A 23,698-nucleotide genomic window follows, 5' to 3' on the forward strand; every position below is an offset into this window, starting at 1 on the left:
AGTGATTCAAAGAAAATTCATATAAAACTAATGATAAAGTAAATTTATAAATTCAACTTGCGAAGTATTTTAAAAATCCATCACTAAAATAATTCAAAATTGTTTCGCAATGAAAAAAACTACTTTATTTATCTTGTATTGTATTGCTTTTTCGGTAAATAGTTTACCAGTATTTGGACAAGATACTGGCACAATCACAAAGATAGTCAGTCCGACAGCACAACCTGCTCCTATTTCTCTCAAAAGAAAAATATCCAAGATTAGTTCTCAAAATGATGTTCAAGATGGCTTACCTTTCGAAGAGCGTCTAAAACCATTTTATCATGGGATTGCTTCTGGTGATCCTCTTTCTGACCGAGTAATTATTTGGACACGAGTAACACCAGATACAGAAACACAAACAAGTGATATTCCTGTAAAATGGTATCTAACTTCTGATGTTGAGCTTAAAAATGTAGTTGCAGAAGGAGAGTTTACTACAAATGCAGATAGAGATTTTACAGTCAAGATTGATGTAGTTGGTTTACAGCCAAATACAACTTATTATTATTACTTTTCTGCTTTGGAAGCAAATTCACTTATTGGTCGTACCAAGACAGCTCCTAATGAAACCAATGCAGAACATTTAAAATTTGCTGTTGTTTCTTGTCAAAATTATGAAGCTGGTTATTTCAATGCCTTTGGAAGAATTGCAGACCGAAATGACCTTGATGCTGTTGTTCATTTGGGAGACTATATTTATGAGTATGGAAAAGGAGCGTATGGCGCAAACCTTATCGAACGTTCACATCAACCAGAAACAGAAATTTTGACTGTTGCAGATTATCGTACTCGTTATTCATTGTATCGTTTAGACCATAATCTTCGAAGAGCGCATCAACAACATCCTTTCATTACTATTTGGGATGACCATGAATTTGCAAATGATTCTTACAAAGATGGAGCGCAAAATCATACTGATTCGACAGAAGGAAGTTGGGCAGATAGAAAAGCAATTTCTAAAAAAGTATATGATGAATGGATGCCCATCCGAACGCAAAATACAGGAATCTATCGTGTTATCAATTATGGAAACCTAATGGATTTGATTATGATTGATACTCGTATCGAAGGGCGTGATGAGCAAATTAATGATGTTACAAATCCACTTATGTATGCACCAAACCGTACACTGTTGGGACAAACTCAAAAAGAATGGTTTTTGGATAAACTAGGTAACTCTACTGCAAAATGGAAAGTAATCGGAAACCAAGTTATTTTTTCGGAGTTTAATGTCGGATGGGCTGCTGCTGCGCTTACTCCTCCTCAAACACCTGCACAAGTAGAAAGTACATTTACAGATATTTGGGATGGTTATCCAATAGAAAGAGATAATATTATTGATTTTATGTCAGGTAACTCTATCGACAATATAGTTTGGCTGACAGGTGATTTTCATTCTACTTTTGCCTTTGATGTTGCAAAACGTCCATCTATTTTTGGCTTTGATGAGGCAACTCCTACTTATAATGCTTCAACTGGTGAAGGTTCTGTAGCTGTTGAGTTTGCGACTCCAAGTATTGCTTCTGCTAATTTTGATGAAAATGTAGGTGCAGCTACTTCAGCAGCTTTAGAATACCAAATTAACAAACCTCTTCCTGCACCTTTAGAAGGCATTAATCCAAATCCTCACATGAAGTTTGTTGATTTGGACAGACATGGTTACTTTATTTTGGATATTAAAGAAAGTGCTGTTCAGGCAGATTGGTTTTTTGTAGATAAAGTGTTAGAACCTTCTGAAATTGAGAACTTTGCAGAAGGCTGGCTAACAACAGATGGAAGAAATCATCTAACAAAAGCAGATGCACAGACTGAGCCTAAATCTATACAAGCAACAGCAGCACCAAATGAAGTTCCTGAATATGTGGAGGAAGTTTTAGGTCTTTTTCCTACAAAAAATGAGTTTACAGATATTGCAATTTTGAGTTTGTATCCAAATCCTTCTTCTACAATTGCACTTGTAAATTATGCAGTTGCTCGTCCAATGAATGTCAAAATCAAACTTATTGATTCTCAAGGAAAAACTATAAGAGTAATCAATGAACAAAAAAATGTGAGTGGAAATTTTGCTCTTCATTTTTCTGTAAAAGACCTTTCAGTAGGTGTTTATATTCTTCAATTCGAAACACCAAAAGGACAGATTAGCCGTAGAGTTGTAGTAGAGAAATAAAAAAAATGATTTATTTTAATTGAACACTTCTTTTTTCTTTAAAAAGGAAGTGTTTTTTGTGTTTTTCTGTTTTATTTTACTTTATTTTTGTATGAAAAAAAACTTTGCCTTTTGTTTAACGTTCTTATTTTTGCAGGCTCATTATAAAGCCTATTTTTTAAACTCTATTTTTATACCTATCTCAAAATTCTATCTGTTTTATGAAAAATATTATATCTAAAAAATTCCTTATCATTGTAGGAAGCATTATTCTAGTGCTTGTTGTGGGAGGTTTTGTAGCTGTCAATTATTTAGATAACTACTTAAAAAATCAAATTACTACTTCTATTAATGAAAATAAAAAATCTCCTTACAGAATAGAAATAGATGATGTTCATGTCCAATTACTACCTACAAAAGTAACCTTAGAAAAAATTAAAGTTAGAACAGATAGTGTTTCAGCAGAAGAGAAAGGGAAACCAAAGGCAAAAATCGATGTAGAGAAAGTAGTCTTTAAAGGGGCAAGTCTTTGGAAATATATTTCGAAAGGAGAATGGCATGCCGATAGAGTTACACTTCAAAATCCTGTTATTGAAATAAAGTATGTTGCTGATTCTACACAAGGTGTTTCTGGTGCTGCTGATACAGTAGCTAATTTTGTAGTTGCACCTCTTTCAGTAGGAGTTTTGGAAATACAAAATCTAACAGGACGTTATCAGTATAATTCAAATTCAATTATAGAACTCAAAAAATTAGACTTAGAAATAGATGATGCTAGATGGCTCAAACCTCCTACATTTCGTTTTAGCTCAGAAAAAGTCCAAGTTTCTTTTGAACAGTTAAATCATAAAACGGCTGATTTTGTACAAATGGTTGATACGCTAAATGGAACATTGAATACTGTCAGTTTTGATACTTCTTATGTAGATGTTTTGCGTTTTTCTAATGCTAAACTATTGATTGATAATTATTCAATGGCACACCAAAATGGTACAAATTTTAAAATAGGAGAAATAAACTATGAAAATAACCTTGTAAAAGTAAAAAATGTGCAGTTATCTCAAGATTTAGATGAAAAACGAGAGATAAAAGCGCAACAGTTAGAAGCGCATAATTTAGATTGGCAAGCACTACAAAGACAACTCATAAAAGCTGACAAAATTCTAGTTTTTAATCCTGATATTTCTATTTTGAAAGATAGAAATAGACATGGAAAACCTAGTGAGAAAAAAATGCCTTATGAATGGAAAATTGGTTTGGCAATAGATACTTTGCAAATAGAAAAAGGAAATATTGTATATTCAGAGCGTGCTGAAGGATTGGATGGAATAGGAAGCCTTGCCTTTGATAGTTTGAATATGACAGCTCTCAACTTTCATAACTTTGAAGAGTCTAAACCTGCCAAAATAAAAGCAGATATGTATTTTATGAAAGAAAGCAGAATTGAGATTGCCATGGAAATGCCACTTAATACAGAGACATTTGAAGGAAATATCAATGGATTTTGTACAGAAATTCAAATTCCATCACTCAATAAAATGCTTTCTCCCATCACTCGTTTTGAGGCCAATAAAGGAGTCATAAAAAGAGCAGAGTTTGATGCCAAAATTAGAGATGGATATGCAACAGGAACTTTTCGCATTACTTATAATGATTTAGAAGTAACTTTATTAAAGAAAAATTCGGATAAAAAACGTAAATTTTTAAGTGGACTTTTAAATACAGTTGTAGACAAAGATGTCGAAGGAAAAGAAGGCGAAATAAAATATCAAAGAGAATACAATGATAGTTTATTAAGATATGTTTGGCGAACTATTCGAAGTGGTCTTATTACTTCTATGTTGCCTTAAAATAATAAAAAAGATTCAAATTTCTCGTTTTAGTGTCCAAAAAAGCCAGTTTGTTTGAGCTGCACAGCTTGCCACTTCCCAACCTTGTGTTCCTAGTTGAGAAAGTGTTTGAACAACTTCTGCATATGAACCTGTACTTTTTTCTTCACTTCCATTTGGTAAATTACAACGTAGACTATGCGAGTCCCAAAGCCATTCTAAAGTAGCATATTCCCATTTTTTGTTCATAATTGATATTTTTATGTAAATTTGATTTGAATATAAAATTATTGTTTTTTTACAATGAAGTTGTTTAAGAATGGGATTTGTGGATATATTTGTTGGTGTCGCTACGCTAAAACACCAACAAAGGCTTTATTATTTTTCCTTAGAACTAGGTTTGCAAACTCAGTTCTAAGGAAAAATGAGTATTCTTAAACAACTTCAATTTAAGAATTTTCTACTAAAACCTAAGCACTAATGAAAAATATTTTTTTTGTCTTTATTTTCTTTGCTTTTACTTTATTTTCAGCCTGTACATCTTCCAATATTGAAAAAGAAAACACAGATACGTTTGTGGTAAAAGAGGACAACCAAACGACTACAAATGAACTTCTTAGTAAACCTAGTAAAATAACTAATGAGGAAATCAAAAAAATGAAATATGAAGATTTGCAAGAAGAACTACAAGGAGGAATCGTAAATGTAAAAATTGATGATGAAGATTTTGCAGAACAAGATTATATTTTTGAAACCCTTCGTAGCGAAAACGTAGTGGATTATGATGAAAATTTGAAAACAGTCAATATTATGGTTGCTAATTATCGAAATACGAATACAAATCTAGTTATTACTGCCATAGGAGATAATAAAGGGAGTTTTCCAATTATGTCAACTCCTGAACGTTCTGCAACTGTGACTCTTTATTATAATAATGGATTAGCAAATATTGAAGGTTCTTTAGAAAGAGGTACACTAACGATTGATATTTTTGATGAAGAAAAAGGGTATACAAGAGGAAGTATTGTAGGAACAACCAAAAAAGGCAGTCCTATTCAAGCTACTTTTGAAATTCATACTAAATGAGCTTTACTTGAAAATAAAACTAATAAAAAAGTGTGATTAGAATAGAATTTTAATCACACTTTTTCAAAAAATCGTTTAACCTATATCTTTATTGTCTTTCCAAATGCACGTAAATAGGAAAATGGTCGCTATAACCACCCAAAAACTTTGTTCCTACATACATTCTGAACGGATTTCCTTTATATTTTCCTGATGTTTCTTTCAAAAATTCTTGGTCATAAATATTTCCATCAAGATAATGCCAGCCTTTTGCATTATTATTGGCTACAAAAAATCCTTTATTGATAATAATTTGATCAAGCATATTCCAGTCTCCTTTGTAGTTGTATGTTCCTTTTCCTTCTTTTTCTAATGAAGCAAATACATTGAAAAGCTGCTTTCCTTTAATATCTGGTGATTCAATAGCTTGCAAGCCTTTTGTTATACTTTCATTGAAAGGTTCATCATTAAAATCACCCATTAAAAGGATTTTTGCATTCGGATTTTTTGCTTCCAAATCATCTACAATCTGACGAGCAACAAGCGCAGAAACCATACGTTTAGGACGACTTTTTTCTTCTCCTCCACCTCTTGAAGACCAATGATTTACTACAATATGAATCTCTTCACCTTCTAACTTTCCAGAAACCAACAAAACATCTCTTGTCTTATCATTATCAGGAAGTTTGGCTTCATAGTTTTTTGAAGAGGTAACCTTAAAAACAGGTTCTTTATAAAGAAGTGCTACATCAATTCCTCTTTCATCAGGCGAATCATAATGAACATAATTATAACCATATTTTTTCAAAAGTGGATCATTGATTAAATCTTTCAAAATCTTTTCATTTTCTATTTCACAAACTCCAATGATTTCTGCTCCATCTTCATCGCCTATCATACTGATTACTTTAGCTATTTTTTTTATTTTTTGCTCATAGCGTTCAGTTGTCCATTTCTGCTTTCCATTGGGAGTGAAGTCATCATCAAAAGTATTTGGGTCATCTTCTGTATCAAACAAATTTTCAACATTGTAAAAAGCAACTGTATGAACAGAAGGATTTGGATTATAAGCAGGCATGTTTTCGATAGCTTCGATGGCAGAATCAGCTTCTGTTTTTGGCTTAAATTCATCTGCTAAAGCCGTATTTTCTTTTTCTGTTGCATTTTTAGAGGGCGAACAAGAAAACAAAATAAAACAACTGATTATAGAAAGTAAGAAAGTTTTTTGCATTGGAATTTATGGTTTTGATATTATTTGATTTTTTAAGAGTTAATTTTTAGACCAATCAACAAAACATCATCTACTTGGTCTTCGTCTTCTTTCCATTTGTTAAAGGTAGTTCTAAATAGTTTAGATTGTTCTTCCATGGTTTTTTGATGATTGTCAAAAAGTAATTTTTTGAATTTAGATTTCATAAATTTTCGTCCCTTTTTTCCTCCAAACTGATCTTGATAGCCATCAGAGTACAAATAAATGGTTGTGGGTTTACTTACATCAATAGTGTGTTTTTCAAAATGTATTTTTTTCTGTTTATAGAAAGCTCCTCCTACACTTGCATTTGTTCCCTTTATTTCTTGTAATTGATTATCTTGAATGTAAATGAGAGGATTTTTAGCTCCTACAAAATCAATTGTTTGTTTTTCAGAATCATAAACACAAATAGATAAATCCATTCCATCACGATTTTCTGTATGTTCTTGTTGAAGCGACTGAATTACTCCATTATGTAGTTTTTCCACTAATAAGTGAGGTTCTTCTAAAGTTGCTTGATTGGAAAATTGGTTTAACAGATTATATCCAATCATAGACATAATTGCTCCTGGTACACCGTGTCCTGTACAATCAACGGCTGCAATAGCAATACGCATATTACCATCACTATTTATCTTTCTATCTACCCAATAAAAATCTCCTGAAACTATATCTTTTGGCTTATAGAAAACAAACGATTCAGAAAAAAGAGCTTTGACTATCATTTTGGGAGGCAAAATAGCATTTTGAATATGCTTTGCATAATTAATACTTTGATGTAATGTACGTGTTTTGGACTCTAAAGCAAGATAAGAATGTTCTAAGGCTTTATTTTGTGATGCAATTTGTGCTGTTCTTCGCTCAACTTCCTTTTCTAAACGTTGTTCAGAGACTTGTAATTCTTCGTTGATACGATTCATTTCAATCATGGCTTGCTGCATAATTGCCTCCTGTGCTTCCATTTGCTCTGTTTTTTCTTGTAATTCTTCGAACGAGCTACGCATTAAATCTTCTTGCTGTTCAATTTGATAAAGTTGCAACTTATTTTCCTGTACTTGTACACGTAATTTTTCTTCTTGTAGCTTCATTTGCTCATTTACACTTGTCAGTTCTTCGACTGTTTGCCTCATTTCTTCTTCTTGCGCCTGCAACTCATTATTTTTTACTACTATTTCTTCTTTATCTTTTTCTACTTGTCTTAATGCTTCTTGAAGTGCTTTTTCAGTAGTTGCAAGTTCTTCATTTTGTTCTTGTGTGATGGTATTGAGTTGCTCAGTTTCTTTTAGAGTTTGTAATAATTCTTTTTCAGATTCTTGATTATGAAATGCAAATGTTCCAACCAATGCACAAAGTACAGTAAATACTGTAAAAACAACAGGAATAAATAAGTAATTCTGTTCGTTTTCACTCAACACTACAAACCTTTCTAAATCATAAAATAGCCTTACAGCATAAAATCCAAAGAATGAAATAAGTGCTATCACAACAAGTATAGCTATTCTTGCTTTTTGTGTGATAGGATAAATAACGAATGGAAGTAAAGCTAATAGATAAAAAGTGTGTACAATACCCGACTTTTCACCCAAAAATACACAAAACAATGAAACAGTAATCCAAAACCAAAAAAAAGTACCTGTACGAGCAATAGAAAATTTCTTGTTCTTGTTAAGGAGTAAATTAGATAAGAAACCAATTCCAATAAAAAGCAAGATAAGTGAAAGCCATTTGTTGGTGAAAAGATGCACTATCATAAATAGAGGCACTTCTAAAAAAAGAAGTACATTTATTTGGTTTAATATACGCACACGTTTTCGTTCAGTTCTCTCCATAGAATTATCTATGCCAAGAGCTGAAACTTTTTGCCAAATTTTTTTGATAAAGTCCATTTATCTAAATTAGCTTTAAGAAAAAAGCAAAAATTATTTTTTACTTAAAAGTAATAGTAAGTATTGTATTATATTTTCTAATTATGATAATCAATCAGAAATTTACCATAATTTATTGAATCTAAAAAACTAAAAAAAAACTCTTTCTCAGAGAGAAAGAGTTTTCGACCTAACACACAAACACAAACAATAGAGAAAATTCTTTAATAAAAAAGAAAAATACTCTATGTGTTACGCTATTTGATAGCAGGAATTTCCTGCTCTTGGGTTGCGCTTCCCAAGTCTTTTGAATGTTTTTGTCCAGAAGAAACTTCATTTCTTCCAGTAAATTTGCTCATTGAGTTGTATACATTAAAAATATTTCCTGCAAGGAAATCGTATACTCGTGTTGGTAATACACCACGCAATAATGGTACTACTTTTACCATAAATGGTTCTTGAACCAAAATTTCATTTGTTTTTACAGCTTTAATAATATCTGATGCAATTTCTTCAGGTATTAAAAGTGGTGTAAGAAGAGGCGCAGAAGCTCCATTAAACATTCCTGTATCAATATAACCAGGCATTACCGTTGTGACATGCAAATCTGTTTTCTGACTCTCATTGATTTGCTCCATCTCTAAACGAAGTGATTCAGACCAACCCAAAACAGCCCACTTACTACCTGCATAAACAGACATACGAGGATTTGGTGTAAAAGCTGAAGCTGAAGAAATATTAATAATATGTCCTGCTCCTTTTTTAATCATTCCAGCTACAAATGCTCTAGCGATGTGCATCACGCCCAAAACATTTATACGAACTGTTTTTTCAATATCTTCATATGAATGGTCTTCAAAATGCTTTCCTACTACAATTCCTGCATTATTGAATAAAATATCTATTGTTCCTACTTCAGTTGCTACTTTAGAAGCGGCATTTTGAATGCTTTCTAAATCAGAAACATCAACTTTATAAGTATGAACTTTATATCCTTTATTTCCAAATTCTAAAGCTACTTCGTCAAGCCCTTTTTGATTAATATCCCAAATTACAAGCTCAGAAGCTCCTTCTTCCATACACTTACGACCCATAATTTTGCCGATTCCACTTGCTCCTCCTGTAATAAGTACGATTTTATTGGTTATTCTTGACATAATAGTAGATAAGTTTAGTTTAGAATTTCTTTGTTATTATAATCTTTTTTGACTAGTTGAATATTTTTTATGTTTCAAAATTACTCGGCTTGCAGAGTATTTATATAAAACGAGTTTATTAGAAATAAGTTGTAAAAAAACAAAAAATAATTTTAGCTTCTCAAACTTTATCTTTCTTACTTCTTACAAATTGACTTAGTTATTTCTGAATTTATTTTAGCATTCTTTCTATCATTTTCCAATGTGTAGTAAGCAAATCTTCTTTTGTAAGAGAAAAATAATGTTCAATGATATTTATTTTTCGCTTTATGACCTGCAAAAGACCTGTAAACTGACTCCAAAGAACGAAAGCAGTTTCGAATGGATTGCCTTGTTCGGCAATACTTCCATCTTTCGCTCCTTCTTTAAGTGCTTTTACCAAAATTGTAATCACTGCATTTCCTTCTTCTAAGGCTTGTAATGATTCAGCTTCAGCAGAAGCAAGGTTGAATGTGTCATTCTGATAATCCAAAATAGTTGTAAAATAATTTGGATATTTTTCTGAAAACTCTACATAAGTCTTTCCTACAATAATGACTTTTTCATAACCTGAACTTCCTTCTTTGGTTGCTTCACGAAGCATTTTTTTTAGAATTATAAAACCTCTCAAAATGATAGCTCTATATAATTCTTCTTTGCTTTTAAAATAAAGGTATAAAGTTCCTTTGCTAAGTTCGGCAGCTTTGGCTACTTGTGCCATTGTTGCAACAGAAAAACCGTGCTTGAAAATTACATCTTCGGCTGCATCAACGATTGCATTTCTTCTATGCACTCGTTCCCTTGCCTTTCGCTCTGCTATTCCCATTGAAAATTAAATTCTGACTAAGTTGTGTGTCTATTATTTTTGATTGAATATTCAACCCATAAATGACCGACAGTCATTATATGAACATAAAGGTAGCACAAAGGTTTGAATTTGCAAATTTTTTCATAAAAAAAGTAGAAATAATTTAGAATTTAACGTTTATAAGTTGCTTTTTATCAATTGGTTATGAATGTTTTTGTACTCTGATTAGAGTTATTTATACTTTTCCAGTATTCAAATTATTTCTATAAAAATGACCAAGTGTCAGCGAGCATTATCCTTCATGGCTACTTAAAATTATTTTTTAGCTCTTGTTACATTTTAACAAAAAAACACGTCGTTTATGTATAATTTTCTTTTCACTTTAATTTATGTTCTCTACTTCTTTTCTTAATTCTTTTTTATGAAAGTTTTCTTTTTTATGCTTGTCTTTCAGTCCATGAGTTTGACTGTCTTTGCTAGTGAGCAGAGTGTTTCTGATAGCATTTTAACTAAAGACACTATTTTTTTAGTGGCTGATAGAATACAAAATATTGATTTTGAAAAACTACGTGTAGAAAATGATACCACCAAAAAAGAAGAGCTTATATCTGAAAAAAATCAAGTGAAGAGTAAAAAACAAAAAAAATCTAAAAAAAATAGAGGAAAACGCTTAGCAGTCTTAACTTTTGTTTCTGCATTTATAGGGTTAGGACTAATAGTGGGAGCAGTTGTAGCTGCAATGAGCAGAGCAGTAGGAGTAATCGCTTTGCTTTCTACAGGTCTTGGATTATGTTTGTTAGCACTAATAATGGCTTATTTTGCTTATTCTGAACTTTCTTTATTTGATCAATTAACAGGAAATCCACATTACTTTTATCATTATTTATTGAGAAATGGTATTCAAATGGCTGCTGCACCTTTTGTTTTTATATTAATTGCATTACTCTTTTTTCTTTACACTCGTTTAGCTAATGCCTAAATATAGGTTTTATTTTTTCATAAATTCAAGAGTGAGAAAAATTTGCGTTCTACTAAGAATAGTAGAATAGAAGAAAAAAAACTAGTTTCTTTTTGTAGTACAATAATTTTCCCAATTAGTACATATTTTGATTTAATTAGTAAAGTAGTGTACTAGTTTTACTCAAAAAAATGCAAAATAAATTTAATATGGGTTTGATTTCTGTTTAAATTATCTAATTTTGCACATGATTTTATAGATATTCCCTTTGCCTTGTAGAAAAACATTTTTTTAGATAAAGAATTGTTTAGTAAATAATCTGAAATGCTATTAATTTCAAATTATATTAAAGGTAAATTTCTCAAAATCAACAACTATCAACTACACACAAATAAATCATAAACTATAACTTTAAGGACAAAAAATACTTTAGTTCTTGGATATAAGTTATAAGTTGAGATTAGTTATTTAAATTAGAATTTCTCTCTTGCTTTATTTTGAAGTAAGTTTAATATAAAAAAATTTCCATTTATTTTATCAGCTTAATTCTTTTAGGTGAATAAAATAAAGAAACAATCCTGCTACTCACTCTTTCTTATGGGTTTCTTTGACGTATTTACTAGCGATATTGCCATTGACTTAGGCACAGCTAACACACTAATTATTCATAGAGGGAAAATCGTCGTGGACGAACCTTCTATTATTGCACTTGACAAACGTACAGGAAAAGTAATGGCTATCGGAAGAAAAGCCATGCAAATGCACGAAAAAACACATGAAGATATTCGAACTATTCGTCCTCTTCGTGATGGTGTAATTGCTGATTTTGATGCAGCTCAACAAATGATAAAAGGGCTTATCAAGATGATAGAACGTAGTCGTTTTAATCTTTCCAATCGAATCGTAATTTGTATTCCTTCTGGCATTACAGAAGTAGAAAAACGTGCTGTAAAAGAATCTGCTGAACAAGCAGGTGCAAAACAAGTCTATATGATAAAAGAACCAATTGCAGCAGCTATTGGTATCGGTATCGATATTGAGCAGCCTGTCGGTTCAATGATTGTAGATATAGGAGGTGGAACAACCGAAATTGCTGTTATTGCACTTTCAGGTATTGTTTGTGACCAATCTATACGTACAGCAGGAGATGTATTTAATAAAGATATTTTAGACTATATGCGTCGTCAGCACAATCTTTTAATTGGAGAACGCTCTGCTGAACGTATCAAAATTGAGGTAGGAGCTGCCATGTCTGAGCTTGAAAATGCACCAGATGATTATGAAGTGCGTGGAAGAGATTTGATGACAGGTATTCCAAAAGTAGTAAAAGTGTCGTATAGCGAAATTGCTTTTTCATTAGATAAATCTATTTCAAAAATTGAAGAAGCTGTTTTGAAGGCTCTTGAGATTACTCCTCCAGAATTAGCTGCCGATATTTACGAAAACGGAATTTATTTGACAGGTGGTGGTGCGCTTTTGCGTGGACTAGACAAACGACTTTCTCTCAAAACAAAACTACCTATTCACATTGCAGAAGACCCATTACGTGCAGTAGTACGTGGAACTGGCATTGCTCTGAATGATGTAACTCGTTTCAAACCTGTTTTATTAGACTAAAATATAAAGTTAGAAGTCAGATTTTAGAAGTTAGAATTAAATTTTAATTTATCCTGCCTTTGTTGGTGTTTTAGCGTAGTTACACCAAAAAATAAATGTAATTATACAAATTGAAAGAATTAATTAATTTTCTTTATCGGTTTCGTAATTTTTTGCTTTTTCTTTTGTTAGAAGCAATCTGTTTTTGGTTGATTATAAATCACAATACTTATCAAAGAATTGTTTTCTTGACATCAGCTAGTTCTGTCGTTGGAACAAGTTTGGATATGCAAAACTGGATAGCTACTCGTTGGAACTTAAAAGATGAAAACGAACGACTTTTAGAGGAAAATACAAAACTTCATTCTCTTTTAGCTTCACAAATACGTAAAAATCAAGTTAATGACACAATTGCTTTCGATAAAGCATATCCTAATCTTTCCCAAAAACAAAAGGATAGTTTGAGGCTTTTTTCATTGTCTGAAAAGTTTGTAGGTCTGGATTCACTTCAACTTTTATCTGTTTCTGAGTACCAACTTATTCCTGCTAAGGTTATCAAGCATTCTTATTTATTAGAACGAAATTTCCTGACAATAAACAAAGGAAGCAAACAAGGAATCAAAAAAGGAATGGGAGTGATTACAGACTCTGGAATTGCAGGAAAAATAGAAGCTGTTTCTAGTAATTATGCAACAGTAAGAAGTATTTTACATATTGATTATCAGATAGCTTCACAGATAAAACGCAATGGAGTAAATGCTACTACACAATGGGATGGTAAAGATTATCGCAGTTCAAATCTTTTATATACTTCTGCAAAAGATATAAAAGTAGGTGATACAGTAGTTACGAGTGTAGAAAATAATTTTTATCCAAAAGAGTTCTTAATTGGTTATATAGAAGAGGTTAATTTTACTTCTGCAAAAGGCAATTTTAATGAAGTAAATATACGTTTGGCTACTGATTTTACAAAACTCTCTTATGTTTATGTGATAGAAAACCAGTATAAATCAGAAATTGATTCTTTAGAACAAGTTACGATAGAGAAATAGAAAAACGAGAAAAAAATGAATCCAAGTACAATTACTCAATTTATAAGTTTTTTTATTTATTGGCTTCTTCAAGTGTTACTTTTCAGAAATGTAGCTCTTTTTGATACTGCTTTTTGTTTTGTTTATGTAGGTTTTTTAATTTTACTTCCTCTTGAAATAAGTCTTACAACACTCTTACTTTTAGGGTTTGGAATGGGGTTAGCTGTAGATGTTTTTTATGATACTGCTGGTGTACATGCTGCTACAATGGTCATTATTGCATTTATTCGCCCTTCTATTATTCAATTTATACGTCCTAGTGGAGGTTATGATGGTATAGAAAATCCAACTCTTTCAAAACTAGGTTTCAACTGGTTTGTAACCTATTCAGGAATTATTTTATTTCTTCATCATTCTATTTTGTTCTTAATACAAGGAAGCAATTTTTCGCTTTGGCTTTCTAATTTTTTCGTAATTTTAGCAAGTACAGTTTTGAGTTTGTTTGTACTTATAATTGGGCAATTTTTATTTTATAGAAGTAAATAAACTCACAGATAAAAGCATAAAAAAACACCTGAAATCATTATTTTAGGTGTTTTTGGCTTATTGAAAAACTAACAAGTCTTAGTAATATTTGTTTTCTATTAAATAATTCTTGACATAATCTTCTACACCTTCTTCTAGGGTATGAAATTCTTTAGTATAGCCTGCTTTTTTTAATTTTTCCATATCAGCCTGTGTATAGTATTGATATTTATCACGAATATCAGCAGGTGTATCTACAAAATCTATTTTGGGAGTTTTATCAAGAGCATAAAATGTGTTTTTGACCAAATCTAAAAAAGTACGTGCAGTGCCACTTCCTAAATTATAAATACTTGATTTGGGCTGCTCATTCATCAAAAACAAACATACTTCTATCAAGTCTTTTACATAAACAAAATCACGAAGTTGCTCACCATCTTTAAAATTAGGATTATGAGAACGGAAAAGTTTCATTTCACCTGTTTTCAAAATCTGATGATAGGTATGAAAAATAACTGAAGCCATACGTCCTTTATGAAACTCATTAGGACCATAGACATTAAAAAACTTTAATCCTGCCCAAAAAGGAGGAGTTTTGTCTTGTTCTAATGCCCAAATATCAAACTCTTGTTTTGACTTTCCATACGGATTAAGAGGTTTTAGCAGTGGAATTCGGCTTTCATCATCTTCATAGCCATATTCTCCTGCACCGTAGGTTGCAGCCGAAGAAGCATATACTAATGGAATTGAGTATTCGACACAGGCATTCCACAATTTTTTGCTATATTCTACATTCAAATGTTCAAAAATACTATAATCAAACTCGGTAGTATCTGTACGGGCACCAATGTGAAATATGAATTCTATGTCGATGTGATTTTTTTTGAGCCAATCAAAGAATTCTTCACGTTCTACACGCTCAGTAATTTGCTTTTCTGCTAAATTTTTATTTTTTTCGATAAATGAAAAGTCGTCTACAGCGATGATACGACTATGACCAGCTTCTAAAAGACGACTAATTAATGCACTACCAATAAAACCTGCTGCACCTGTTACTACAATCATTTGTATTATATATTATTTGTATGTAGGATAATTAGAATAAAATGAGTATCCATTTGAAAATATCTTTATCAATTTATAGTGAGTTAATCAACAAATAATCACTCATGTATTACTCGTTTTTTATTATCTTTAGCATTAGTTGAAGGAAAAGAAAAAACGAAAGTCAAAAATACCAAAAATAAGAATATTAAACCTAATTTGAAAGCCATACAACCAATATTTTCATAGATACATCGAATGAAAATAAAAATCAATGTTAGAAAAAAAAATAGGTACTCTGTTTGCTACTTTGATACTAGGATACTTCATTGAATCAAAAATACTCATAAGACAAACTCTAAACTAGCTATTATTTTAGTATACTTTTATAAAATTTTAACGAGCTATTAGTAAAGTATTGATTTTTGATGTATTTTTGAATTGAAAACCAAGACTTTATCACAAATATTACTTACGTATGCAACTGTTTTTTTACTCATTATTTTTAATTTTTAATTGGAATTTTTTCCTGCTCTCTGCTTCAGACTTATCTGTAAATACAGAAAATAGAATTGTGGAAGTAGCTGAAAAACCTCAATTTAAACTTACTGAACGTAGCACTCCAAATGGCTGTAAACAAGGAGGTTGTAGCTTTGATAGAGGTTATGTTAGCACCCGTTCTACAGATTGGGTAGTTGTAGCTATTTTTGTACAAACAAAATCTGGATATTGGGAGAAAAAAGAATATACAAGACAAGGAGCTGGTTTTATTGAATTAAAACTTTCTGATTGTAATTACACAGGAAATTTTTATGCTTTTGCTTGTTTTCAAGATGATGGAACTTGTTCTTTTCCTGATACCTATAAAATAGAAGAAATACATAAAAAGAAAGATCAAACTCCTTTATTTAAAGTTTTTAAGGTTGATAAATTGCCTTGTGAAGGAAATGATACAGGTGCGACAGCAGAAAAAGGATATGTTTATTCTCCAAGTGGTGGACAGGTAGAAATTACACTGTTTATGGAGAAAAAAGATGGTTCTTGGAGAAAAAAAACCTATTTGTTTTTTGGAACAGGAATGATAGAACTTGATATGAAAGGCTGTGATTTAACAGGAAATTATAAAGCAACTATTAGATATGCTTCTTAAAAGTTATAAATCTAATTTTTCTAAAACAACATTAAATACAAAAGTCATTTACACTTAAATTGTAAATGACTTTTTTTATATAAAATTTATCTAAAAACAAATGAGACTTTATTTTACTCGCAAAAGCATATCTGTGAAATATCCTTTACAATCTGTATAAGACTCTACAAACTCAAAACCTGCTTCTGCTGCAATTTCCTTCATTTGACTTGCACTATATTTTCTAGAAATTTCGGTATGGATAGTTTCTCCCCATTCGAATTTAATAGTTTTATTTATTTTTTTTAAGATTACTTCTTGCTTTGCTCCACTTATGATATAACTTCTTACTTCACCTGTCTCAGGAACATAAGTAGAATAGAAGTCAAATTTTTCAATATTAAAATTTGCATTTAATTCTCTATTTATTCTCCTTAAAAGATTTAGGTTGAATGCCTTTGTTACTCCACTAGCATCATCATACGCCATTTTGATAATGTGTGGATGTTTTTTGAGATCAAATCCTAAAAGCAAATAATCATCTTGATTAAGATTTTGAGCTAATTTTTTCAGAAAACTGAGACTTTGTTCATTTCCAAAATTTCCAATATTTGAACCTAAAAATAGAACAATATTTCTTGTGCTATCTTCTCTAGCTAAACTATTTTTAGTTTTTAGTTGTGCCAAAGCCTCAAAATATTCTCCTTCTATACCTTCAAAATTAAGAGACGGAATTGTTTTGGTAAATCTTTTTTTGAGTTGATAAAGAGCTTCTGCTGAAATATCAATAGGAAGATAGCTAAAAGGAGTTGCCTTTTCTACAAAATAAGATAATAAAACTTGTGTTTTAAGTCCGTCTCCAGCTCCTAATTCTATTAAATTAAAAGTTTTAATATTCTCTGAAAACTGACTATGCAGTTGTTCTTTGTAGGATTCAAAAATTTCATATTCACTACGAGTAAGATAATACTCAGGCAAATTCATAATTGTTTGAAATAGTTTACTCCCCTGATCATCATAAAAATATTTAGAAGATAATTTTTTGGGAGTTGCTTCCAATCCTTCTAAAATATCTTTTTCGAAGGTAGATAATGTATCTATTGTGTCAGAGTTTGGAGTAGAAGAAATCAAGAGTAATAGAGATTAAACAGAAAATAATAAGATTAATTGTATACTTCTGCTAACTTATGGAACTACTTTTGGTTTTATTTTTATGGAAAAATATGCAGGATAAAATACAGAATAAAATTTGCCTTATTATTTAGCGACTGTTGTTTATCACTCTTTGAATACGTATTTTTGAAAAAGCGTCTAATTTTGAATCTCTCTTTTCATTTTTGTTTTTTATAGTTTATGAAAAAAACTACACTACCTTTGGTATTATGGATTTTAGTTCTTGTTGTTTCACTAAGTTTGGTGTATGATATTTTTTCACGTAAACAAACATCTGAGCAAACGAAAGTCTTGATAGAACAATCAAATAAACGTTTGAGAGGCTTTTTTGACCTTTATCAACAAGACAAAAATAAAATAGGTTATTTCAAAACTAACTGGAAACAAGCAAAAGGAGATTCGCTAAGGCATCTTCAAAGTATGGAATATGCCTATGAAAAAAGTCAATCTTTGAGAGAACGTATTGATGCTTTTCGTCAAGAAATGATAGAACCAAATTATAATTCAGTAGAAAATAACGAACAACTTTTTTTATCTCAAAATGCACAGAATTTATTAAAAGATAGCCTTCAAGCCTATCATTATAATATTATTGCTGAAGAGTGTAAAGATTGTGCACTTGGCTCAGATGCTTATTCAGATACTGAGTTAGAACTATGGAAATTAGAAAATACACTTCCTTTAGTTTGGAATACAGCTTTACTTAGCTTAGAGGCTAAAACATGGTTGTTACAACACCGAGTTATAGATTTCCACTCTAAAAAATATATAAACAAAGAAACAGCTAATTTTCCTTATGATAACGGACAATTATATGTCAAGCCTGAATTTAGAGTCGTTGAGGAAGGCAAAACATATAATGCACAAGCATTTTATGGAATGAGTGTGCCTATGTTGTACAGTTATTTATCCATGAAAACTGATTTTCAGAAAGTCATGGTAAATAATAAAGGAGAGGGACGTGTTTTATTTACTACTTGGACAAGTAGCTACGACGAATCAGGAGAGTTTCACAAGACATGGGAAGGTGATATTTATATTATGAAAGATTTTATGTTATTGGATAATGCCCTTCAATTTAGTGACACAACATTAAATGTAGAAGATGATTATATGCTAATAAGAGAGAGTTATTAGTTTATTTTTTAGTTTTATGTTTTTCTCTTTTATAATCCCAAGGACAGTTCAAACATATATTTTTACAACAATATCCTCTTTTTAAATGATACTGAGCTGTAAAAACCATCAATCCTTCTTCATTAAAGTAAAAATCTCCTTTTTCTATTTGAGGCAATGGTTTTTCGAACACTTTTCTTGAAGTTTAGTAATTTTGAAACGGACAAAAATAATCAAATAATTGTCAAAACTAAATAATTTGTTTGTCTGTATTGTTTAGAACGTCTATAAATCCTTCAAATATTTCTCAAATTTCTCTTTATTCAAGATAATTTGCATTTCATCTTTTAAATCTAAAAGCTCAAAAACCAACTCTTCTTTGTGACGGTTTACCTTTATATTAGTCAATTCACCTTTTGGGTCATTGGGAGCGCAAAACTGTCGGTATAGAATAGCATCTTCACCAAAGACAGTCATTTCTTTATATTCTTCCTGTAATTTTTTGATTTGAGAAAGAAGAGTTTCATTGATTACTCTTAATTGTTCTTCTGGAAGCGCATCAGTATAATTTTCCGAATTATCAGCATTATACTCAAACTGAATTTGTAAGAGTTCATACAAATCCTCGTTTTTATAAGCCTCTGTCAGACGACGCATAACATCATTTTTTTCTCCTTTTCGTTTTTCATCTTGTTCCAAATCAGGATGTAAGTCTTTAGCAAGACGAGTGTAAAGAATACGTAAAGCCTGTGCAGTATCGAAAGGTTTATTCTTTTTATCTGAATGAAAAACAACACGTTTTTTATTTCCTTTATCAAAATCTTCTATTCTGAATCCATCACTTTCTTCGCTTATATTTTCAGAATCTTCATTTATATCAAAACGCTTTTTGTCTTTATTTTTTTCTCTGTCTTTTCTCCAATCAAAAAGTAAATCATTTACAGCTTCTGCAAATTCTTTGGCTGCATCACTAGCCGAATTAAAGACATCTGTATCTAAGTTACGATTGTGTTTAACATATTTTTTATACATTTTACGAGCAGGTTCGAAACGATATTGCTGTAAAAGTTGATGACTTCTATCCTCAATAAGTTTGCGAATATGTTCTTTTTGTTTGAACGTAAAAAATTGTTTTTCATACGCTTCATCCAAAATACGCACAAACTCAAATTTTTGTGTAGCAATTCTGTCAATAATCGGCATTAAATCCTTACGAACATGCTGACGAGCTTTTTCTATTTGATTTCTAGTTGTTCCAATATCTTTTTTGATATATTGCAAACGTTGCATACGAAACTTGTACACACGTTCTGCATGTGTACTTTGTTTTTGTTTATCATCATCACTATTTCCATTTCTTGATTGCTTAGAAAGTGGAATAAGTACATTTTCTGTCTCTTTTTTATGGCTATTTTTATACTTATTCAAGTCTAAACTACCAAAATCATCAGTAGTTGATTCTTTAGGCTGGTTTTCTAAAGTTGTCCTATTATTGTTTTTATTGTCTTTCATATAAATTTCCTACTCAAGTAAATAAGTTTAGCAGATAAACGAGATTTTGTGACTTAGGGTTTGGATAGAGTTATTTTTTTTAGCTAAAAAGAAATTTGTTATATAATCTAATTTTCCAGATAAGGGATTTTCCTCGTTTTAGTATCTAAAATTTGCTTTTTTTAATAAAAAATACCTTTTTGTAATTTGTTTTTTTATTTCTTTTAAACTACTACTTTTTATGAGATACTTACTCTTATTATTATTCGTTTTTTCTTATGGAAATATATGGGGACAAAAAACTGTTAAACCTATCTTAATAGCCCAAAAAGGACAGTTCAATGTCAGAGGGTATGAAAGAGAACTAAATGATATCACAGAAATTCGTTGTTTGCATCAAGACAAGGAAGGTATTTTATGGCTGGGAACTCTTTATGGGTTGTACTTTTATGATGGTTATGAAATAAAGCCTATTACTAGACTGTTTCCAAAAGCTATAATGTCTTATGTAAGTGCGATTACAGAAGATAAAGATGGAAATATATGGTATGGAAACTCAAAATTACACTTTTACAATAAAAAACAATATTCTTTAGAAGAAATTGACCTAGAAGAGGGGAATGAGTTATTAATTACTAAACTATTTTTCATTAATCCAAATACACTTTGGGTAACAACTGCAAAAAATGGCATTCTATCTATTGATATTTCAAACAAAAATCTAAGTTCTACTAATTTTCCAATTCAAGATAAAAAGATTCATGATGTAGCTTACCTAACTTCTGATATACTATGGGTGGCTACAGATAGTGGATTATGGGAATATAGTTTAAAAAAGAAGGTGTTCTCTCAAGTAAAAATAGATTTTCTAAAAGAGGACTTAAAAGTAAGAGACATTTTAAAAGATAATAACCAAATATGGTTAGCTACCAACCAAGGGCTTCTGAAAAATAGTGATAATCAATGGAAACTTTATTCTTTTAATGAACAAGTAGAAAAAAAACAGAATGAAAAGATAGACATCGACAATATAACAACTATACAACAAGACCAAGACGGGCGAATATGGATGGCGAACTATTATGAAGGTATAAGCTTGTTTTATCCAAAAGAAAATAAGTTTTTTAATTATACTCCTACAACTAGCTCTCATGCAGATATAAAACAGAGAAATTATAATGATATGCTAGTAGACAAATTAGGTCATACATGGATAGCTACTAGTTCTGCTTTGTATCGTATTGATGCAAATAACATAACTATACGCAGATTCTACCGAGAACTAGATAACAGCCTTACTCTATCCACTCTTTCTTCTGAACAGATTTGGGAAATACATGAAGATAGCAATAAAAATATCTGGGTGGGAACAGCACACTACAAAACTTCTGGACTTACCCAGTATGATAGTAACTGGAATTTTGTCGCAAATTATCGTCCAAGTGAAGAGAATTCTAAAAACATTAGTGGGAGGGAGATTTATGCTATTTTAGAAGATAGGCAAAACAGATTATGGGTTGGTACAGGGCTTGGAATTAATTTATTTCATCCAAAAACCAAAACATTTAGTCAGTTTTATCCACCTAATCCGAGTTCGTCAGCTCTAATAATTTGGAACATCTATCAAACGAAAGATGACAAACTTTGGTTTGCCTCCTACGACGGACTCCAGCAATTTGACTATGATAAGAGAGAATTTAAAATTTACAGACCAGACTCTACAGCTAATAGTTTAGCAAACAAAGTATGGCTTATCTATGAAGACCTAAAAAGTGATATGTGGATAGGAATGTATCCAAATAGACTTTATCGTTTTGATAGAAAAACAGAAACCTTCGAACACATGAAGTTTGTAGATGCTAAGGGCAAACAAATAAATAAGATAATACCTATTTCTATTTTTGAAGATAAAAATAAAAAACTTTGGCTCATTACTATGGGAGAAGGAATATTCTATTTTGATAGAACTAGTAATCGATGGAAACCATTTTTAGGAAATATACCTGATAAAAAATGCATGACGGCAGTAAAAGACAAAAAAGGAAGAGTATGGATTAGTGCTAATAAAGAAACCTTTTTATTTATTCCTGAAAAAGAAGAAATTATTCGCTTTAATGGGCGAAAAATGCTTTCGAATGGAGCTAATGCTATTTCAGGAACATTACGTGCAAATGGGGAAGTAGTTTTCGGAAACCATGGAGAATTTGTAACTTTTCATCCAGATAGTCTCATGATGGATAAAAATGTAGATATTTATTTAAAACTTCTTCACGTAAATGCAGGTAGAGATAGCTCTAATATGGAACTGAAGGGAGGGCTTTATAATCCCCAACATCTGATTTTGGAAAAAGGTATCAACTCATTTACTATTGAATTTACAGCTATTCACTATCAAGAAAAAGAAGAAGTTAGGCTCTCCTACTATCTTGAGGGATATAGCAATGACACTTTAGGTATCAGTCCAGATAACAAAAGAATTTCATTCATTAATGTTCCTCCAGGACATTATACGCTTATTATTAGAGCTAAAGATAATATAGGTGGCGCAGAAGCAACTCTTACACTACCAGTAACTATAAAGGCAGAGTTTTATCAAACGTGGTGGTTTTATGCCCTGCTTATTTCTTCTATGGTAATAAGTTTCTTCTCGCTTCTTACTGCTTTTTTAATTAAAAGTAAAAAAAATGTAGTAATAGATAAACAAAAAAAAGAAATTGAAATTCTTCAAGATAGTTTAGAACACGATTTAGATAATGATGTATTAATTATTCAGAGAGCTGGAAAGTTTCATATTAAAGATTTATTAAAGAAGGAAAACCAAAATCTTTTTGAAAACTTGCAAAGCAGTTTGTTAGCCATTGCTAATTATTATGTCTTTATAAATAGATTGAGCAGAAGTAAAAGTAATATAGAAGTAAAAGAATTGCTTGATGATATATCTATGAATATTCTCAAAAAATATAATTATGAAAGTATAATTGATGTCAAAACAAAATCTAATTTGGATGCTAAAATAAAAGGAGAGCGTTCAGCAATTAGAAAAGTAGTTGTATGTATAGCCGAGCTTATCCGAAACACATTAAAATATGCTTTTCCAAAAGAGTTTTTAGAGAATAATCAAATAAAACCTACCATAAATATCAAGCTATTTAAAGAAGAAGGAAGTGTATTTATTGTTTATACAGATAATGGAAAAGGCTTTTCAGAAGATTTATCAAAATATTCTAATAAATCAGCATTAAGAAACGGAAGAGGTTTGAAAATACTAAAAGATGTTTCTTATGAAGAGGGTTTTATATGGAAAAATAGAGAAGAAGGAGGAATACTTGTACAGCTAAAACTAAAAATAGATATAAATAAAAAGGGTATTTAGGGAAATAAAAACATCAAAATACGATGTTTATCCTCAAAAATGCGATGTTTGTTTAAATAATTTATTTTTATGTATGAAAC

Annotated in this window: 19 protein-coding genes; 10 read left to right on the forward strand and 9 right to left on the reverse strand. The window is 30.8% G+C overall.

The window, feature by feature from the left end; all coding sequences use genetic code 11:
• Positions 1-109 precede the first annotated feature (109 nt).
• Positions 110-2,209 (forward strand): alkaline phosphatase D family protein, encoded by a 2,100-nt coding sequence (locus V9L05_RS10140; protein WP_338815384.1) that lies wholly within the window; start codon positions 110-112, stop codon positions 2,207-2,209.
• A 200-nt stretch (positions 2,210-2,409) separates the two neighbouring features.
• Complete coding sequence (locus tag V9L05_RS10145; protein WP_338815385.1) at positions 2,410-4,038, forward strand: hypothetical protein; 1,629 nt, start codon at positions 2,410-2,412, stop codon at positions 4,036-4,038.
• 15 nt (positions 4,039-4,053) lie between these two features.
• Here the strand turns inward: V9L05_RS10145 and V9L05_RS10150 are convergent, their stop codons facing one another.
• Positions 4,054-4,266: a hypothetical protein gene (locus V9L05_RS10150; RefSeq protein ID WP_338793360.1), complete on the reverse strand. Its 213-nt coding sequence runs from the start codon at positions 4,264-4,266 to the stop codon at positions 4,054-4,056.
• Positions 4,267-4,497: 231 nt separating this feature from the next.
• Here V9L05_RS10150 and V9L05_RS10155 point away from each other — a divergent pair, with 231 nt between their 5' ends.
• Positions 4,498-5,103, forward strand: a complete 606-nt coding sequence (locus tag V9L05_RS10155; protein ID WP_338815386.1) for a hypothetical protein — start codon at positions 4,498-4,500, stop codon at positions 5,101-5,103.
• An 88-nt stretch (positions 5,104-5,191) separates the two neighbouring features.
• Here the strand turns inward: V9L05_RS10155 and V9L05_RS10160 are convergent, their stop codons facing one another.
• From V9L05_RS10160 to V9L05_RS10175, 4 genes are all read right to left on the reverse strand, one after another.
• Positions 5,192-6,313: an endonuclease/exonuclease/phosphatase family protein gene (locus tag V9L05_RS10160; protein ID WP_338815387.1), complete on the reverse strand. Its 1,122-nt coding sequence runs from the start codon at positions 6,311-6,313 to the stop codon at positions 5,192-5,194.
• Between the two features lie 32 nt (positions 6,314-6,345).
• A complete protein-coding gene (locus V9L05_RS10165) occupies positions 6,346-8,220 on the reverse strand; it encodes a SpoIIE family protein phosphatase (protein WP_338815388.1) in 1,875 nt (624 codons plus the stop codon).
• 236 nt (positions 8,221-8,456) lie between these two features.
• Positions 8,457-9,356 (reverse strand): SDR family oxidoreductase, encoded by a 900-nt coding sequence (locus tag V9L05_RS10170; RefSeq protein WP_338793356.1) that lies wholly within the window; start codon positions 9,354-9,356, stop codon positions 8,457-8,459.
• A gap of 211 nt (positions 9,357-9,567) precedes the next feature.
• On the reverse strand, positions 9,568-10,200 hold the full coding sequence (locus tag V9L05_RS10175; RefSeq protein ID WP_338793355.1) for a TetR/AcrR family transcriptional regulator: 633 nt from the start codon (positions 10,198-10,200) through the stop codon (positions 9,568-9,570).
• A gap of 403 nt (positions 10,201-10,603) precedes the next feature.
• On the opposite strand from V9L05_RS10175, the gene V9L05_RS10180 reads away from it, so the two are divergent.
• The 4 genes from V9L05_RS10180 (at position 10,604) to V9L05_RS10195 (ending at position 14,313) form a co-directional block, all read left to right on the forward strand.
• Complete coding sequence (locus V9L05_RS10180; RefSeq protein ID WP_338815389.1) at positions 10,604-11,161, forward strand: hypothetical protein; 558 nt, start codon at positions 10,604-10,606, stop codon at positions 11,159-11,161.
• Positions 11,162-11,737: 576 nt separating this feature from the next.
• Positions 11,738-12,757 carry a rod shape-determining protein gene (locus tag V9L05_RS10185; RefSeq protein ID WP_338793353.1) on the forward strand — a complete coding sequence of 340 codons (1,020 nt, stop codon included), beginning with the start codon at positions 11,738-11,740 and terminating at the stop codon, positions 12,755-12,757.
• Positions 12,758-12,984: 227 nt separating this feature from the next.
• Positions 12,985-13,788 carry a rod shape-determining protein MreC gene (mreC, locus tag V9L05_RS10190; RefSeq protein ID WP_338793352.1) on the forward strand — a complete coding sequence of 268 codons (804 nt, stop codon included), beginning with the start codon at positions 12,985-12,987 and terminating at the stop codon, positions 13,786-13,788.
• A 15-nt stretch (positions 13,789-13,803) separates the two neighbouring features.
• Positions 13,804-14,313 carry a Rod shape-determining protein MreD gene (locus V9L05_RS10195; protein WP_338793351.1) on the forward strand — a complete coding sequence of 170 codons (510 nt, stop codon included), beginning with the start codon at positions 13,804-13,806 and terminating at the stop codon, positions 14,311-14,313.
• 78 nt (positions 14,314-14,391) lie between these two features.
• Here the strand turns inward: V9L05_RS10195 and rfaD are convergent, their stop codons facing one another.
• Entirely contained in the window at positions 14,392-15,357 is a 966-nt protein-coding gene (rfaD, locus tag V9L05_RS10200; RefSeq protein WP_338815390.1) for an ADP-glyceromanno-heptose 6-epimerase, read from the reverse strand.
• 457 nt (positions 15,358-15,814) lie between these two features.
• On the opposite strand from rfaD, the gene V9L05_RS10205 reads away from it, so the two are divergent.
• On the forward strand, positions 15,815-16,486 hold the full coding sequence (locus V9L05_RS10205; protein ID WP_338793349.1) for a hypothetical protein: 672 nt from the start codon (positions 15,815-15,817) through the stop codon (positions 16,484-16,486).
• A gap of 108 nt (positions 16,487-16,594) precedes the next feature.
• Here the strand turns inward: V9L05_RS10205 and egtD are convergent, their stop codons facing one another.
• Complete coding sequence (gene egtD / locus V9L05_RS10210; protein WP_338793348.1) at positions 16,595-17,596, reverse strand: L-histidine N(alpha)-methyltransferase; 1,002 nt, start codon at positions 17,594-17,596, stop codon at positions 16,595-16,597.
• Positions 17,597-17,818: 222 nt separating this feature from the next.
• Between egtD and V9L05_RS10215 the strand changes: the two genes are divergently transcribed.
• Positions 17,819-18,775 (forward strand): hypothetical protein, encoded by a 957-nt coding sequence (locus V9L05_RS10215; RefSeq protein ID WP_338793347.1) that lies wholly within the window; start codon positions 17,819-17,821, stop codon positions 18,773-18,775.
• A 1-nt stretch (position 18,776) separates the two neighbouring features.
• Here the strand turns inward: V9L05_RS10215 and V9L05_RS10220 are convergent, their stop codons facing one another.
• Both V9L05_RS10220 and V9L05_RS10225 read right to left on the reverse strand, forming a co-directional pair.
• Positions 18,777-18,947 carry a DUF5522 domain-containing protein gene (locus tag V9L05_RS10220; protein ID WP_338815391.1) on the reverse strand — a complete coding sequence of 57 codons (171 nt, stop codon included), beginning with the start codon at positions 18,945-18,947 and terminating at the stop codon, positions 18,777-18,779.
• Between the two features lie 92 nt (positions 18,948-19,039).
• A complete protein-coding gene (locus V9L05_RS10225; protein WP_338793345.1) occupies positions 19,040-20,266 on the reverse strand; it encodes a hypothetical protein in 1,227 nt (408 codons plus the stop codon).
• A gap of 220 nt (positions 20,267-20,486) precedes the next feature.
• Between V9L05_RS10225 and V9L05_RS10230 the strand changes: the two genes are divergently transcribed.
• Positions 20,487-23,618, forward strand: a complete 3,132-nt coding sequence (locus V9L05_RS10230) for a two-component regulator propeller domain-containing protein (RefSeq protein WP_338815392.1) — start codon at positions 20,487-20,489, stop codon at positions 23,616-23,618.
• The last annotated feature ends 80 nt before the right edge of the window (positions 23,619-23,698 follow it).

The sequence above is a fragment of the Bernardetia sp. Wsw4-3y2 genome (assembly GCF_037126295.1).
GTDB lineage: Bacteria > Bacteroidota > Bacteroidia > Cytophagales > Bernardetiaceae > Bernardetia.